Source organism: Sphingomonas sp. KRR8 (genome assembly GCF_023559245.1).
In the GTDB taxonomy this organism is placed as follows: Bacteria; Pseudomonadota; Alphaproteobacteria; order Sphingomonadales; family Sphingomonadaceae; genus Sphingomicrobium.
This window is the reverse complement of sequence record NZ_CP097462.1, coordinates 842,578-857,146: the sequence shown is the minus strand read 5'-3', so window position 1 is coordinate 857,146 and position 14,569 is coordinate 842,578. Positions and strand designations below refer to the sequence as shown.

Below are 14,569 nucleotides of genomic sequence, written 5' to 3'. Positions count from 1 at the left end.
GGAAAATCCTTCGGTTCTCTTGCCCACCAGCGTCGCAAGCCATCCGCTGGCAGGCGGTCTGCCTTTGCATTAGAGAAGCAGCATTCCCTCGGGGCGGGAGGTAATTCGATGCACGACATGGATGTCCCTCTCCGGGCCGCTGCCGCGCAAGTGGATGCCGTCACCGACGGTCGGCTTCAGGCGCCGCAGGTGCGCACGTTCTTCGACGAGCAGACGTTCACCGCGAGCCACGTCGTGAGTGATCCGGCAACCGGTCGCGCGGCCATCATCGACAGCGTCTGGAACTTCGATCAGGCATCGGGTCGCACCAGTTCGAGAAGCGCCGACGAGATCATCGCCTACCTCAGCGAGGCCGGGCTCAGCGTCGACTGGGTACTCGAAACGCATGCTCATGCGGATCATCTGTCCGCCGCCTCATACCTCCAGGAAAAGCTTGGCGGGAGCATCGCGATCGGGCGGGAGATCGTCGCCATCCAGGGCGTGTTCGGCAAGGTCTTCAACGAGGGGGCCGAGTTCGCACGGGACGGATCGCAATTCGATCGCCTGCTGACGGACGGCGACACGCTGGAACTCGGTGACCTCACGCTCGTCGCCTTGCACGTACCGGGCCATACACCCGCCGACATTGCCTATGTGGTGGGCGACGCGGTGTTTGTCGGCGATACCATGTTCATGCCCGACTACGGCTCGGCCAGGACCGATTTCCCCGGCGGCGACGCCCGCGACCTTTATCGATCGGTCAAGCGGCTGATGCAGCTGCCCGATGCCTCCCGCGTCTTCCTCTGCCACGACTATAAGGCGCCTGGCCGCGATGAATATGCGTGGGAAACCACCATCGCCGCCGAGCGCTCGGGCAACGTCCACCTTTCCGATGGGATTACCGAGGAAGAGTTCGTCGCCATGCGCACGAAGCGCGATGCAACGCTTTCGATGCCCAAGCTGATCCTGCCCTCGTTGCAGGTGAACATCCGGGGAGGGCGCGTGCCGGAGCCTGACACCAATGGAGTGAGCTACCTGAGGCTGCCGCTGAACCTTTTGTAGGAGCGCTCGAAGCAGCAGTTGTGCGTCCTAGGCGGACGACCCCTGCAGGTCACCGTTCGTGCTGCTCTGCTGTTGTGCGCCGTTGGAAGTCGGACTGATGAGCTGGTTGATCCCGGCTGCAAGTGTCTCGAGCTTGTAGGGCTTTCGCAGAATGGGAAACTCGCGCTCGTCCTTTGGAATGAATTGCTTGCTGCTGTAACCGCTCGCCAGCAGGACCGGAACGTTTCCAGCGATCTCGGTAATGCGCTTCGCCAGTTCGAGGCCGCTCATTCCCGGCATCACGATGTCCGAGAACACCAGGTCGATGGCTTCGGTCGAGAAGCGCTCCAGTGCTTCAGGACCGTCCGCCGCCTGGGTGACCTTGCAGCCAAGATCCTCGAGCAACTGCCGCGCGAAATAGCGAACATGATCGCTATCCTCGACCAGCAAGACCCGCAGCCCGTAAGGTATCGAGGCCTCGATCTCGAGATGATGCTGTTTTGGCCGCTGCTTCGTGCTTCGGGGAAGCCAAAGTTCAACCAGAGTGCCTTTGCTGACTTCGGATTCGATATTGGCCGTGGCCCCCGATTGGACAGCGTAACCGTGGAATTGGGAAAGCCCGAGCCCCGTTCCCTTGCCGGTGGCCTTGGTGGTGAAGAACGGCTCGAAAACCCGCTCCAGCGTTTCGGGCGGGATGCCTTCTCCGGTGTCACGGATTGACAGCAGGACGCCGTCTCCCTTCGGCCCACTGACATTGCGGGTCGAGATGGTGATCTTTCCGCCATCGGGCATGGCGTCGCGCGCGTTGACCACCGCGTTCAGCAAGGCTGCTTCAAGGCCGGCTGGATCAATTTCCACCGACCACAGCCCGGGAGCAAGGTCGAGGTCCAGCAGGTAAAGGCTACCAAGGGAACGTTGCAGCATCTCTCCCAGGGCATCCAGCCGAACGCTGAGGTCGATCACCTCGGGCTCGAGGGGCTGGCGCCTGGCAAATGCGAGGAGCTGCGAGGTGAGGCTGGTGGCGCGCTCCGCCGTCTCGAGCATCACGCTCAGGTACCGGTTCCGCCTTTCCACCGGCAGGTCCGGCTGCCTCAGCATGAAGTCGGCCGAGCCGCGCATGACCGTCATCAGGTTGTTGAAGTCGTGCGCGATTCCTCCGGCGAGTTCGCCCAGTGCCTGCAGCTTCTGTGATTGCAGCAGCTCTTCCTGAGCTTGCCGCAGTTGCTGCTCCGCCTGCTTCCGCTCGCTGATATCGCGCGTGATCTTCGCGAATCCGATATGCTCGCCCGCCTCATCGTAGATGGGGTCGATCACGACATGCGCCCAGAAGAGCGATCCGTCCTTGCGCACCCGCTGGGCTTCGGCCTCGAACTTGCCCTGGTGGAGCGCTGTCTTCAGCGCCGCTTCCGCCGCACCGGCCGATTGGTCCTCGGCCGTATAGAAAAGCGAGAAATGCCGCCCCAGCACCTCGTCTTCGGCGTAGCCCTTCTCTTCTCGGTCAAGCCGAGTTCCTCTCCGATCTGCCGGTTGCGACGGCCCAGCGCCATCAGGCGAAGCACCGCCTTCTGCTGTGCTGTCAGGCCCGCGATCCTTTGGCTGGCGGCCGCGCGAACGGCGTCCGCCTTGCGCCCATCCACCTCCATCTGGCTCCCTACGAAGAACGCCACTTCTCCCGCCTCATCGAAGATCGGGGCGACCATGACGGCGTTCAGGAACTTGCTGCCGTCCTTGCGATAGTTGGTCAGTTCAACCACCTGCGGTGTTGCCGTCGCAATGGCGCGGCTCAGAACGTCGGACTGCGCACGTTCTGTCTCCGGCCCGGCAAGGACGCGGCAATTGCGTCCGACGAGTTCCTCTTCCGTGTAGCCGGTAAGTTGCTCGAACGTCTTCTTGACCGCGATGATGGGATTGTCGTCGAGCCTTGGATCGGTGACGATCGACGCGATCGGGGAGAGGCGAATGGAACGGAGGAGCTCCTCCCTCTCGTCGTCGCTTGCCGTCAATTCAAACCCCGTCGAATCACGCCTACAGGCATATACGGCGGCTGCGAGGCGGCAAACAGAAGCGGTACGCGCATCGAGCGATGCCGCAGTCGCAGCAATCATGCCAGGCGCTTACATGACGGCTTAATGCGAGGCTGTCATCCCGGCGGGCTTCTTGGGCTTGGGGACCAGCCACACCGAAACGGCCGCCACCACGAACACCGCAGCCGCAAGATAGTAGATGTGGAGAAGGGCGAGGGTGGATGCTTGGCCCTGCACGATCCGCTCGAGCGACGCGCGGGCCTGTTCGAGGGTCAGGCCGGCACCCTGCATCCGGTCGAGCGTTCCGCCTGCATCGTTCATTCGCCCGACGATCTCCGAGCGCGACACGTTGGCGCTATTGTCCCACGCCGTCGTCGCCAGGGCGGTTCCGATGGCGCCCGACAGCGTCCGCATGAAGCTCTGGATACCGGCGGCGGAGTTGACCTCGTTGGCCGGTACCGCGCTCAGTGCGAGTTGGGTCAGACCGATGAAGAAGAACGGCATTCCCAGGCCCAGCAACAGGTGCGGGATCGCGAGCGTCCAGTAATCGGGGGATGGGTCCCAGCGCGTTCGAAGCAGGGTGACGAAGCACAGCCACATGATCCCCATGGATACCGTCACCCGCAGGTCCACCTTGGTCGCAAGCCGGGCCGCAACCGGCGACAGCAGCACGGCGAACACGCCGGTCCACGCCACCACTCGTCCGGCCTGGCTGGCCGTATAGCCGAGTGACTGCTGCAGCCACAGCGGGGTCAGCACCACCTGCGCGAAAAAGGCGCCGAACCCAAGCCCGATTGCCAGTGACGGGAAGAGGAAGCCGCGGTGCCGAAGCACCTTGATGTCCACCACCGGGTGCCGGTCGGTCAGCTCCCAGATGATGAAGGCGAGCAGGCCGACACCAGCCACGATCGCCAGTTCGGTGATCCACCAGCTGGAAAACCAGTCATTGTCACGGCCGGTGTCGAGCATGATCTGGAACGCCCCGACCCACAGGATCAGAAGGCCCAGCCCGACGATGTCGATCGGCTGCTTCAAGCGCTTGGTCTCGAACGGGGCGACGATTCGGATCGAGAAGATGATGCAGGTCGCGACGACCGGCAGATTGATGAAGAAGATCCACGGCCAGGTCCAATTGTCGCTGATCCAGCCGCCCAGGATCGGCCCCAGGATCGGCGCCGCGGTGGTTGTCATCGCCCAGATGCCGAGGCCGGCCGTGGCGCGGTTCTTGGGGAAGATGCGGATCAGCAGGATCTGCGTCAGTGGCATCAGCGGTCCGCCCGACAGCCCCTGCAGAATGCGGAACAGCACCAGCATGCTGAGTGACGATGACACGCCACACAGGAAAGAGAACAGGCCAAAGCCCATCAGCGACAAGACGAACCAGCGCACGGTGCCGAACCGGGCGGACAGCCAGCCCGTCAGTGGCACCGTGATGGCATCGGCCACCGCATAAGAGGTGATGACCCACGTCGCCTGCGTCGGAGATACCGCCAGGCCGCCGGCGATGTGCGGGACCGACACGTTGGCGATAGTGGTGTCGAGCACGACCACGAAATTCGACAAGGCGAGCGCGAAGGCACCAAGCAGCAGCTTGCCGCCGTGCAGCGGCTCCGGCTCGACCTCTCGCGCCTTGATCGATTTCAGCGCCATCAGCGGCCCCTGGTGTCGATCGTCGCGTCCATGCTGAGTCCGACCCGAAGCGGGTGCTGCTGAAGCTCCTTGGGGTCGAGTGCGATCCGAACGGGCAAGCGCTGCACCACCTTGATCCAGTTGCCGGTGGCATTCTGGGCCGGGATCAGGGCAAAGGCCGCGCCCGTCCCGCCGGCAAAGCCGGTGACGCGGCCATGGAACACGACATCGCCGCCATAATAATCGGACGTCAGCTCCACCGGCTGCCCGGGCCGAACCCGCGCCAACTGATTTTCCTTGAAGTTGGCATCGACATAGGCCTGCGCGATGGGGACCAGCGTCATGATCGGCGTGCCCGCCGCGACCCGCTGGCCGACTTGCACCGTGCGGTTGGTCACCACTCCGGCGATGGGTGCGCGAATGACAGTGCGGGCGAGGTTGAGCCGGGCGGATTCGACCTGCGCCTGCGCTGCGCGGACGTCCGGGGCGGTGGCGATGGTCGTTCCCTGGATTACCGCGGCGCTCTGTTCGACCTGGCCGATCGACGCTTGGCGGTTCGCCTGCGCGCTTTGCACGGCCGCTGCGGCCTGGTCGCGCGCCGCTTGCGCCGCGGCATAGGCGGTGCGGGCGGCGGTCAGTTCCTCCCCGCTGACGGCGCCGCTGCCCTGAAGGGACTGGCGGCGGGAAAGTTCGGCGGCGGTCCGCGCCACTTCCGCGCTGGCCGACCTCAGGCGCGCGCGGGCCTGCTCGATATCACCCGTCCGGGCCGCCGCCTGGCTCTGCGCGGTCGAGACACCGGCGGTGGCGGCGCGGTAGCGCTGCTGCGCCTGCGCAAGGGCTGCCTCGGCATTCGTCAGCGCCAGCCGCGCGTCCGTATCGTCCAGGATGACAAGTACGTCGTTCGGCTTGACGGTCTGAGTACCCGACACGAGCACCTTGGCGACATTGCCGGACACGAGCGGCGTCACTTGCGCGGTCTCCGCCCCGATATAGGCATTGTCGGTGCTGACCCGTCCCGATTGGGTGAGCTGATGCCAGCCGAACCAAATGAGTCCCGCGACGACTACGGCGATCGCCAGCATTCCGAACAGCTTGCGGCGATTGCGCGTCGGGATGGCTGGCTCCGTCTCGTTCGCAGGCTGGCTGGCGTCCGACGGTGGCGGCGTGTCGCTCTTCGGCAGCTCGGCCACAGGGTTGTCCGCCATCAGTTTGCTCCGTTCGAGGTCGGGGTTGCGCTGGTGAACCCGCCACCGAGCGCGCGGATGAGGTTGACCTCCAGCGTGAGTTCGCGCGCCTCCAGGTCGGCCACGGCACGCCGGCTCTGCAGCAGCTGGTCGTCGGTCAGCAGCACCGCCAGCTGATTGGTGAGCCCGGCCTTGTACCGCAGTTCGGCGACCCGCTTGGCGTCCTGCGCTGCGGCCAGCGCCGCCCGTTGCTGGCCGAGCTGCCCTTGGAGTGCGCGCAGGCTGCCCGCCGCATCCGCCACTTCGCGAAGCGCGGTCACGATGGTGCTGTCATACTGCGCGACATCGAGGTCGTAGGTGGCGCGGGCCCCGCGATATTGCGCCTGAAGGCGTCCGCCCTCGAAAATGGGCAGTGAGATGGCCGGTCCCGCGTTGATGGTGAGCGAGTTGGATGAGAACAGCTTGTCGAGCCCCAGCGACTGGAGCCCGATCAACCCCATCAGGTTGATGTTCGGATAGAAAGACGCGCGTGCGGCCTTGATCCGCGATGCCGCGGCCTCGGCCCGCAGCCGGGCGGAGACGATGTCGGGCCGTCGTCCGAGCAGTTCCAGGGGCAGGTTGGCGGGCAGGGCGACCGCCCCGGTCCGCACGGCGGGGCGGGAGAGCGCAATGCCGCGATCGGGACCTGCCCCGGTCAGGGCCGCCAGCCGGTTGCGGGTCAACACGATCTGCTCGTCAAGAGACTGAAGATCGGCGCCGGCGGCCGCTTCCCGGGCTCGGGCCGCGGACACGTCGCCTTGGGTGCCAAGGCCCGCGCGAACCCTTTGTCCGGTGACGGTCGCCGTCGTGCTGCGAACCTGCAGCGCCGTCGCGGCCACATCACGCTCGGCGAAGAGCCGCGTCAGATCGGCATAAGCGGCCGCGATGCTGGTGGACAGCAGCAGCGCCGCCTGCGCTGCATCGACCCGCGCGGCTTCCGCTTCGGAGCGTGCCGCCCGCAGACGCGCCCGGTTGCGGCCCCACAGATCAAGGTCGAAGCTGCCGCTCAGGCTCACTCGGCCCGTGTCCTGGATACCGGGCGGCACGAACTGCGGCGGGATGCCCAGGTTCTTGCTCTGCTGCTGAATGCCGACCGCCGCGTCGGCGCTCAGGCTCGGCAGCTTCGCGGCACGGCTCTCCTCGGCCAGCGCCTCGGCGGCGCGCATCCGGGCAGCGGCAGCCGCGACGTCGGGTGACCCGTGCAGCCCTTCGGTGATCAGCTCGCTGAGCTGCGGGTCGCCAAAGCTCACCCACCACTGCTCGGTCGGAAACGCCGCGGTGCCGCCGGCAAGGCTGGTCGCGGTGGCGGTGGCTGAGTGTTGCGCCAGCGACGGCGCAGGCGGAAGGCGAGGGACCGTTGCGCAACCGGCGGCTGCCAGCATGGCCAGGACCGGGAGTGAGTTGATCAAGCGCATGCAAAAGACCATACTGGATAGTACGGTTCGCCCCTGACGCCCCGTTCCAGGCAAGTCAAGGAGAAAGATACTGGCCGGTATAGAAACCTTGACTGAGCCTCACTGCCCGGTGGAGCGCCGGCGCGCCCGGCTGATCGGCATCGCCCGAGAGGCCTTCTTCGAGCATGGTTTTGGCGCCACCTCCATGTCGCGCATCGCAGCCATCGCCGGTGGCTCCAAGACGACCTTGTGGACCTATTTCCCAAGCAAGGAAGCACTGTTCGCGGCCGTGTGCGACGACCTTGTCGAACGCTACGGCCGCGCGCTCACCACCCCGATCGATCCGGCGGAGCCGATCGCCGACCAACTGCGCCTGTTCGGCCGCGCCCTGCTCGACACCGTGCTGAGCCCGCCGATGATCGACCTCCAGCGCTTGGTGATCGGCGAAGCGTCGCGCTTCCCGGAAATGGCGCGCTTGTTCTTCGAGCGTGGCCCGGCACGGGGCAAGGCGCGGCTCGCGGGTCTGGTTGAAGCAGCGATGGAGCGGGGCGACTTGCGCCGCGCCGATCCCGCGCTTGCCGCCAGCCAGTTCGTCGGCCTGCTCCAGGCGCGCTCCTGGCACTGGCTGCTGCTCGGCCTGGTGGAAGACTATCCGGACGAGCAGCGCGCCGCCGAGGTCGATACCGCCGTTGCAAGCTTCATGCTCTGCTGGCGTCCACAGGACTGACCCTTACCAGCGGGTCGACACGCCCAGCCGGACGCTGCGTGGGCGCAGCGGGGTGATCTGCTCGCGGGTCGCGAGGGTAAAGGGATTGCCGAACGAGAAGCGATTGGCCCGCGCGTTGCCGAGGTTCTCCGCCGACAAGGACCAGTGATAGCCCTGCCAGTCGGCTCCCACCGTCGCTCCCAGCAACAGGTAGCGCCCCTGCGATATGTCGAACAGGTCGCCGGTCCCCAGCACCGACCGCCCGATGTAGCTGCCCGTCACGCGCACGCTGGGTTGGCCCGGTACCTCACGCCAGCGATAGCCAAGCTCGCCCGATGCCGAGAACAGGGGCGTGTCCGGCAGACGCCGATTGTGGCGTTGCGACAGGCGGGCCATGCTCCCCGTTACCCGGTTGCGGCTCAGCAGGAAGGACCCCTTGGCAGTGAGGTCAGGCACCGGCGACCACTCCGCGCTTCCCTCCCAGGCAAGGATCCGCGCGTCGCCGAGGTTCACCGTGCTGGGCGCTCCGCGGCGGGTGATGAGGTCGGCCTGGATGTCGTTCCAGTGGGTCAGGGACACGCTGCTGCTTAGCGAGACGCCCGCCGCTCCCTGCCGCAGGCGGCGGAACCCAAGCTCCGCCATTCGGACGGTGTCGCTCTCGAAATCGCTGACTCGTCCGATGCCAGGCGCCACAGCGAGGCCGCCGGTACGAAAGCCGGACTGAAGCCGTCCGAAGATGGTCGTATCCGGCCGGACCAGCCAGGACAGGGCCAGCGTCGGATCGACCCGCCGCGTCGGATGGCCCCGAACGACCGAAGCGGCGCGCAGGCTGGTCGACGGCTCGCCGTCCACCCGTGCGGCGGTGAAGCGGGCGCCAAGCGTCGCCGAAAGCTTCGGGGTAAGATGACGCGTGCCTTCCACGAACGCGGAGACGGACGAGGTGCGGTTGGTGACTCCCGTCACCGTCACCGGCGAATCGACAAACACAAAGGTGCGCGACAGCTGGTCGCGATTGTCGATCAGGCTCACGCCGACGACCCAGCTCGACCCGTCGGCGGCGGAGCGGCTCAGCCGGCTCTCATGGCTGAGCAGCCGCTTGCGGCGTTCGGCGACGTAGGTGACAGGCAACCGTCCGGACAGCGCGCTCGCATCGAACTGGTCGGTCGAGCGGTAACCCACGATCGCCGTGGTCGACTGAAGCTCCAGCCCGGACTCCCACGGACGGGACAGCGACAGCCGCCCCAGCGCGATCTGATTGCGATAGGGTTCGGCCATTGCCGAGCGGCGGGCAAGCGGGGGCGCACTGCGCAGCGCATATTGACCGTCGCGTGACCGGATCGCCTGCAACACGCCACCGGCTTCCACTTGCCAGCCGTCACCAGGACGAAGGCGCACGGTCAGCCGCCCGCCGCGGGTGAAGGTCCGGTTGATGTCGGCCTTGCCGCGGCGAACGTCGTGCAGATATCCGCCCTCGCTGCTGGCATAGCCCACCGCCCGCAAACCGAGCACTCCGTCCAGCAGCGGCAAGTTGACCATCGCCGCACCGTCCGCTCCTGCTTCCCCGGACTGCGTAGCGGTGAAGCCGACGGTGGCGGCCCCGGCGCGAGCATGAAGGTCGACCGGATTGGAGTTGACCCTGATCACCCCGCCAATGGCGCCGCTTCCGTACAAGGTGCCCTGGGGGCCTTCGAGGACGTCCACGCTGCCGACGTCATACAGCCGCAAGCCGGGGTCGGGCCCAGTGTAGTTGAGCTGAACATCGTCCCAGTAGAGGCTCGTCGGCGACTGGGTGCTGCCGTTGAAGCTGCTGTCGGCGATCCCGCGAATGAACAGCTTGTCGCGACCCGGACCCAGGTGCGTGCCCTGCAGCACCGGGAGGCGTTCGCCCAGGTCGGTGAGGTCGCGGGCACGGCCACTCGAGCCGGCGCGGAGCGCGTCGACCGCGCTGACCGACGTGACGGTGCCCGGGTATCGGATCAGGGGGGTCTGCTGCTTGCTTGCCTGAACAATGATGACGGGGGCGGGCGGCTCCGGGGCAAGCGGTCGCCGCACCATCGGCACTTCGCTCGGACGCCGCTTCCTGACCGGCGACGGCTGCTTGGCTCGTCTGCGGATGACGAACGCCCCGTTGCTCAGTCTGCTGGCCTCGAACGCCGTTTCCGCGAGCAATCTCGCAAGCGCCTCCTCGACGGGGAGGTGGCCACGAACCGGTCTCGAGCGGATACGGTTGAGGTCCGGCTCCGTGCTGACGATCTCGGCACCGGACTGACGCGCCAGCGCAAGCACCGCGACATCAAGCGTCGCATCCGGGATGTCGATGGTGGAGGGTGGGGCGGCGCTTGCCGAGGTGCTTGCGAACAGCGCCAGCGCGGCGGCGAGCGTCCTAGCGCTGACTCGAGTCCGCGCTCGACAAAAGCCATCCTTCGCCGTCACGCCGCCAGCTTGTCCCAATCAAGGCCGCCAGGTGCGGAACATCACGCGCGGCATCTCCAGTCAGCTGGACCATGCCGGTAAACGGCCTGCCCGACAAGTTCTGCGCCAGCGAGATATGCAGTGCGTACAAACGATTAAGCCGCTCCACGACGATCGACAGCGGTTCACCCTGGAAGGTCAGCCTGCGGTTACGCCAGCTTCCGACCGCCTTCGGGTCGATCCGACCGGCGGCGATGTCGCCCTGCGTCGCGGTTGCGATTTCTCCAGGACCAAGCGTCACCCGGCGGGCGGCCCGGCTCACGCCGACCGATCCCTCCGCCACCGCGACCCGCACGGCGTCACTGTCCCGTCTGATCGAGAACACGGTGCCCAGATCCTCAACGGCCACGTCATTGACCTTGACCGTGAACGGCCGGGCAGGATCGTGCCGGACGTGGAACACGGCCTCGCCACGGTCGAGCGCCGCCAGCCGTGGCGTCGCGCCATCGACCGTCAGGCGCGAGCCGCCGCCCAGTTCGACCCTGGAGCCGTCAGCCATCTCCACTGTCCGGGCGACGCCCGTTGGCGTTTCATAGATGGTCGATGGCGGCTCCCGGCCGACGCCAGGGAGGATCGCCAATGTCACGGCTGCTGCGGTTGCGACACTCGCCACGAAGCCGACCAGCCACCATTTCCCGCGCACAGGCGCTGGCAGGTTGTCATTTGCATTGTCGGCCGCGCGCAACAGTTCGGCTTGCGCCAGCGCATCCGAGTCCGCCAGCAGCCCATCGGTCATCGTTACCTGGTCATAGGCCAGCGCATGGCTTGGTGACGCCTCCAGCCACAGGGTGAAGGCTTCCCAATCGGCCTCATCCCCCGTCGCAAGGCGGAGGTGCCAGGCAATCGCCTCGTCCAGCACTGATCCACCCTCAATCGTCACGTCCGGACCGCCTTTCGCTCTCTAGACGCCGCCGCAGCGACGGTTCCTCACCCGCATGCTCCTTCGCAACCGTAAGTATCTGGTGATAAGCCTTGCGGAGCAGTTTCTCGACCGCGCTGACGCTCACACCCAGCTGCTCGGCGATCTCGCGCTGGCCTCGCCCTTCGATCCGAAAGAGCCGCAAGGCCGCCGCCATTCTTGGCGGCATCCTCTCGATGACCTGGTTCGCCTGCTCGACGGTTTCCCGCGCGAGCATCGCCCGTTCGATGCCCGGCATTTCGTCCGGACCCGGCTGATATTGCGCCCAGGCGGAGTCGCGGGCCGCGCGCCGGCTCGCGGCGATGCGACGGTCGGTGGCAAGGTTGGTGGCCGCTCGGAACAGCAAAGGGCCGGGGGCGCTGATGGGACGGCTGCCGATCTGATCGAGCTTCAGCCACAAATCCTGAAGCACGTCCTCGGCGTCGGCTGCGCTCTGAAGGCGGGCGGTCAGCATGCGCAGCAGCAACGGCCGCTGCGCAAGGAATACTGCCTTCAGCCCTGCCGCCCCGCCTTCCATGCGGCAAGCATCGGAGGAGCAAAGATTAAATGCAAGTAATGCGCTGCGGCTTTGCCGCTCAGGCGTCGTCTACCCAATAGTCACCACCGACGATTGTACGAAAAAACTATGGTCTGGGCCGCCGCGCTTTCTTCCGCTCACCGCTCCTTCGGCATTCGCATTCCCGCGCACGACGCCCGTGAGGCTCGCCCGCGTCCTCGGGTGGGCATTGTGATCCACGACTTTGCCCTTGGGGGCACCGAACGCATTGCCGTCCGCCTTGCGAACAAATGGTCCGAGCTTGGCGTCGAGGTCGAGATTTTCTGCGGTGCGCGAACAGGTCCGTTGATGGACCTGCTCCACCCATCGGTGATGGTCCACAGCCCCGCCGAGCCAATCCGCCGTGAGCGTGGTTCCCTCCGCCGTCTCGGCCAGGCCGCGCGCGTTCACTTCGGGGCGTTTCCAGTGGCCGCCGTCTACGTCCCCGGTAACACCCACTGGCCTGTCGCCCGGCCGCTTGCGACGCTCCCACCGGAATGTCGTCCGCGCATCATCGCGCAGATCAGCGCCGCCCTGCAGAAGCCGCAAAGGGGCGCTCTTCGGCAGCGCGTCTTCGAACTCCGGATGCGGCAGAAACTGAGGGGCGTGGATCAGGTCGTCGGCATGTGCTGGGGCGCTGCCCGCCAGGCGATGAGGATGCTCGGCCGGAACGACATCACCGCAATTCCGCTTCCGGCGCTTGGCGACGAACGCGGCCCGTTGTGTTCGCCGATCGACCCGGCTTCGCCCGTCGTCTTTGCGGCGTCCCGCCTCGTTCCCGGCAAGGGCGTCGAGCATCTGTTGCGCGCCTTCGCCGCTGTCCGCCACCCCACCGCCAGGCTTGTGATTGCCGGTTCGGGGCCGAACGAAACCTCCGTGCGGACCCTCATCACAGAGCTTGGCATCGGTTCACGGGTGGAGCTGCTCGGATATGTTCCCGATATCCGTCCCTTTCTCGACCGGGCGAGTTTTCTCGTCATGCCTTCGGACCATGAGGGATATGGCGCCGTGATCGTGGAGGCGCTGTCCGCCGGTCGTCCGGTTCTTGCGACCGATTGCACGCCCGCGGTGCACGAACTGCTCGACAGCCCGGACGCGGGCACGGTCATTCCCATTGGCAACGTTCCCGCCATGGCTCTGGCGATAGAGGCGATGCTCGCTCGACCGGCCGCCGACCCGCAGAAGCTTGCGGACCTTGTTGAACGCTTCCGCATTGGTCCCGTCGCCAGGCGGTACCTCAGCCTGGTGGGGATCGCGCCCGGCTTCGACGGGCATCCCGCGCGGCTGCTCACGGCGGCGAACGACACCGCTGCCCTGTCCCCGGATTGCGCCAAAGGCGTCACCGCGCTTTAAGCACGCTCCACCAGGAGCCAAGGCGTGGCGCTTCGTAAGGATATCTGGCGCTGCGGCATTGCCCGCGTTTCGCTGACGGCCGTCCTCACTCGCGGCTCGCTCGCCGGGGCCGACGTCGTATGGCTGCCGGACCCTGGTCCATTCCGCTTCCTCGCGGACCCTTTCGGGCTCTGGCGCGACGGCCAGTTGCACGTCTTCGCCGAAGCGTACGACTACCGGGTAAGGATCGGCACGATCGAGCGGTTCACCTACGACCGTGACCTCCGGCTGCTCGATCGCGGTCCGGCGCTCGCTGAGCCGTGGCACTTGTCCTACCCTCTGGTGTTCGAATGGCAGGGCGAAACCTGGATGCTTCCGGAGGCGCATCGGGGAGGAAAGCTGACCCTCTATCGGGCAAGCGACTTTCCCACCGGCTGGACGCCGGCTGCGCGGATCGACCTCCCGCAGGTGCCGGTGGACGCTACGCCTGTTTTTCATCAAGACCGCTGGTGGTTGCTCTACTGCCCGGCGACGAGTGAGTTCGACAAGCAGGGTACCCTGCACGCAGCCTCGGCCGAGCGTCTGGAGGGGCCATGGACACCGCACCCCGGCAATCCGATCAGGCGCGGCCTTGATGGCTCACGACCGGGCGGCCGCGCGATTTCCGACGGCAACTCCATCCTTCTGCCAGTGCAGGATTGCCGGCGGACCTATGGCGGCGCGCTGCGGATTCTGCGTCTGAAACTCACGCCAGCCACCGCGGCGCATGAGATCGGCGACGCCATCGCTCCACCGAACGATGTGGCACCCTTCGATCGAGGGCTTCATACCTTGTCAGAGGCCGGTCCGGTCACCCTGTTCGACGTCAAGCGCGTCGACCTCTCGCCACGCGGAGTTCTGCTCGAAGCGGCCCGCGAATGGCGCAAGCTCCGCGCGCATGGCCTCAAACGCTTGCCGGTCTAGTCGTTGCCGGGGTCGCGCCCCTTAGCGTTGCGCTCAGCGATCCAGCGGCGGACCAGCTCGGACACTTCCGGCAGCGCGAACATCACGCCGCCCGCCGCATCGTCGACCCAGCGCAACTCGCCCATCAGCGGCGGCAGGTCCGGCAGCTTCAGCGTGACCTTGCCCTTGTCCCGGATCGTCCCGAACGTCCGCAGGCGGGCGCCCCCGGCGGAGATGTTCTCCAGATAGGCCGCGTGCTGGCGATTGCCGATCCGAACCCGTGCCGGACAGCGGACGGTCACCCGGTCATGGACCCGCTGGTCCTCCACCTGGGCCGTCTGACGCTTTCTCAAACCGCTCACTTGCGTCCTCC

Annotated in this window: 13 protein-coding genes; 4 read left to right on the top strand and 9 right to left on the bottom strand. The window is 66.5% G+C overall.

Going from position 1 to position 14,569, the window contains the following annotated elements; translation table 11 throughout:
• Positions 1-117 precede the first annotated feature (117 nt).
• Positions 118-1,041: an MBL fold metallo-hydrolase gene (locus M8312_RS04315; RefSeq protein ID WP_250119153.1), complete on the top strand. Its 924-nt coding sequence runs from the start codon at positions 118-120 to the stop codon at positions 1,039-1,041.
• Between the two features lie 27 nt (positions 1,042-1,068).
• On the opposite strand, the gene M8312_RS04310 is transcribed toward M8312_RS04315, so the two are convergent.
• The 5 genes from M8312_RS04310 to M8312_RS04290 form a co-directional block, all read right to left on the bottom strand.
• Positions 1,069-2,487 carry an ATP-binding protein gene (locus M8312_RS04310; RefSeq protein WP_250119152.1) on the bottom strand — a complete coding sequence of 473 codons (1,419 nt, stop codon included), beginning with the start codon at positions 2,485-2,487 and terminating at the stop codon, positions 1,069-1,071.
• Positions 2,415-3,023, bottom strand: coding sequence for a PAS domain S-box protein (locus tag M8312_RS04305; protein WP_250119151.1), 609 nt, complete (start codon positions 3,021-3,023; stop codon positions 2,415-2,417). The genes M8312_RS04310 and M8312_RS04305 overlap by 73 nt, the downstream gene beginning before the upstream one ends.
• 123 nt (positions 3,024-3,146) lie before the next feature.
• On the bottom strand, positions 3,147-4,694 hold the full coding sequence (locus tag M8312_RS04300) for a DHA2 family efflux MFS transporter permease subunit (protein WP_250119150.1): 1,548 nt from the start codon (positions 4,692-4,694) through the stop codon (positions 3,147-3,149).
• Positions 4,694-5,878 (bottom strand): HlyD family secretion protein, encoded by a 1,185-nt coding sequence (locus tag M8312_RS04295; protein ID WP_250119149.1) that lies wholly within the window; start codon positions 5,876-5,878, stop codon positions 4,694-4,696. Before M8312_RS04295 ends, M8312_RS04300 begins: the two co-directional genes overlap by 1 nt.
• On the bottom strand, positions 5,878-7,311 hold the full coding sequence (locus tag M8312_RS04290; protein ID WP_250119148.1) for an efflux transporter outer membrane subunit: 1,434 nt from the start codon (positions 7,309-7,311) through the stop codon (positions 5,878-5,880). The genes M8312_RS04295 and M8312_RS04290 overlap by 1 nt, the downstream gene beginning before the upstream one ends.
• Before the next feature lie 88 nt (positions 7,312-7,399).
• On the opposite strand from M8312_RS04290, the gene M8312_RS04285 reads away from it, so the two are divergent.
• On the top strand, positions 7,400-8,017 hold the full coding sequence (locus tag M8312_RS04285; protein ID WP_250119147.1) for a TetR/AcrR family transcriptional regulator: 618 nt from the start codon (positions 7,400-7,402) through the stop codon (positions 8,015-8,017).
• A gap of 3 nt (positions 8,018-8,020) precedes the next feature.
• On the opposite strand, the gene M8312_RS04280 is transcribed toward M8312_RS04285, so the two are convergent.
• From M8312_RS04280 to M8312_RS04270, 3 genes are read right to left on the bottom strand one after another with little or no spacing between them, the layout of a single operon-like run.
• Positions 8,021-10,429, bottom strand: coding sequence for a TonB-dependent receptor (locus M8312_RS04280; RefSeq protein WP_250119146.1), 2,409 nt, complete (start codon positions 10,427-10,429; stop codon positions 8,021-8,023).
• Positions 10,380-11,348, bottom strand: a complete 969-nt coding sequence (locus tag M8312_RS04275; protein ID WP_250119145.1) for a FecR family protein — start codon at positions 11,346-11,348, stop codon at positions 10,380-10,382. The genes M8312_RS04280 and M8312_RS04275 overlap by 50 nt, the downstream gene beginning before the upstream one ends.
• Positions 11,338-11,904: an RNA polymerase sigma factor gene (locus tag M8312_RS04270; RefSeq protein ID WP_250119144.1), complete on the bottom strand. Its 567-nt coding sequence runs from the start codon at positions 11,902-11,904 to the stop codon at positions 11,338-11,340. Before M8312_RS04270 ends, M8312_RS04275 begins: the two co-directional genes overlap by 11 nt.
• A gap of 108 nt (positions 11,905-12,012) precedes the next feature.
• On the opposite strand from M8312_RS04270, the gene M8312_RS04265 reads away from it, so the two are divergent.
• Positions 12,013-13,275, top strand: coding sequence for a glycosyltransferase (locus M8312_RS04265; RefSeq protein ID WP_250119143.1), 1,263 nt, complete (start codon positions 12,013-12,015; stop codon positions 13,273-13,275).
• Positions 13,276-13,299: 24 nt separating this feature from the next.
• Positions 13,300-14,217, top strand: coding sequence for a glucosamine inositolphosphorylceramide transferase family protein (locus M8312_RS04260; protein ID WP_250119142.1), 918 nt, complete (start codon positions 13,300-13,302; stop codon positions 14,215-14,217).
• Here the strand turns inward: M8312_RS04260 and M8312_RS04255 are convergent.
• Positions 14,214-14,558 carry a PilZ domain-containing protein gene (locus M8312_RS04255; RefSeq protein ID WP_250119141.1) on the bottom strand — a complete coding sequence of 115 codons (345 nt, stop codon included), beginning with the start codon at positions 14,556-14,558 and terminating at the stop codon, positions 14,214-14,216. The genes M8312_RS04260 and M8312_RS04255 overlap by 4 nt on opposite strands.
• Positions 14,559-14,569: the final 11 nt, after the last annotated feature.

Coding starts and splice junctions, on each gene's coding strand:
- M8312_RS04315 (WP_250119153.1), top strand. CDS start 118: ATGGATGTCCCTCTCCGGGCCGCTGCCGCGCAAGTGGATGCCGTCACC.
- M8312_RS04300 (WP_250119150.1), bottom strand. CDS start 4,694: ATGGCGCTGAAATCGATCAAGGCGCGAGAGGTCGAGCCGGAGCCGCTG.
- M8312_RS04295 (WP_250119149.1), bottom strand. CDS start 5,878: ATGGCGGACAACCCTGTGGCCGAGCTGCCGAAGAGCGACACGCCGCCA.
- M8312_RS04290 (WP_250119148.1), bottom strand. CDS start 7,311: ATGCGCTTGATCAACTCACTCCCGGTCCTGGCCATGCTGGCAGCCGCC.
- M8312_RS04270 (WP_250119144.1), bottom strand. CDS start 11,904: ATGGAAGGCGGGGCGGCAGGGCTGAAGGCAGTATTCCTTGCGCAGCGG.
- M8312_RS04265 (WP_250119143.1), top strand. CDS start 12,013: ATGGTCTGGGCCGCCGCGCTTTCTTCCGCTCACCGCTCCTTCGGCATT.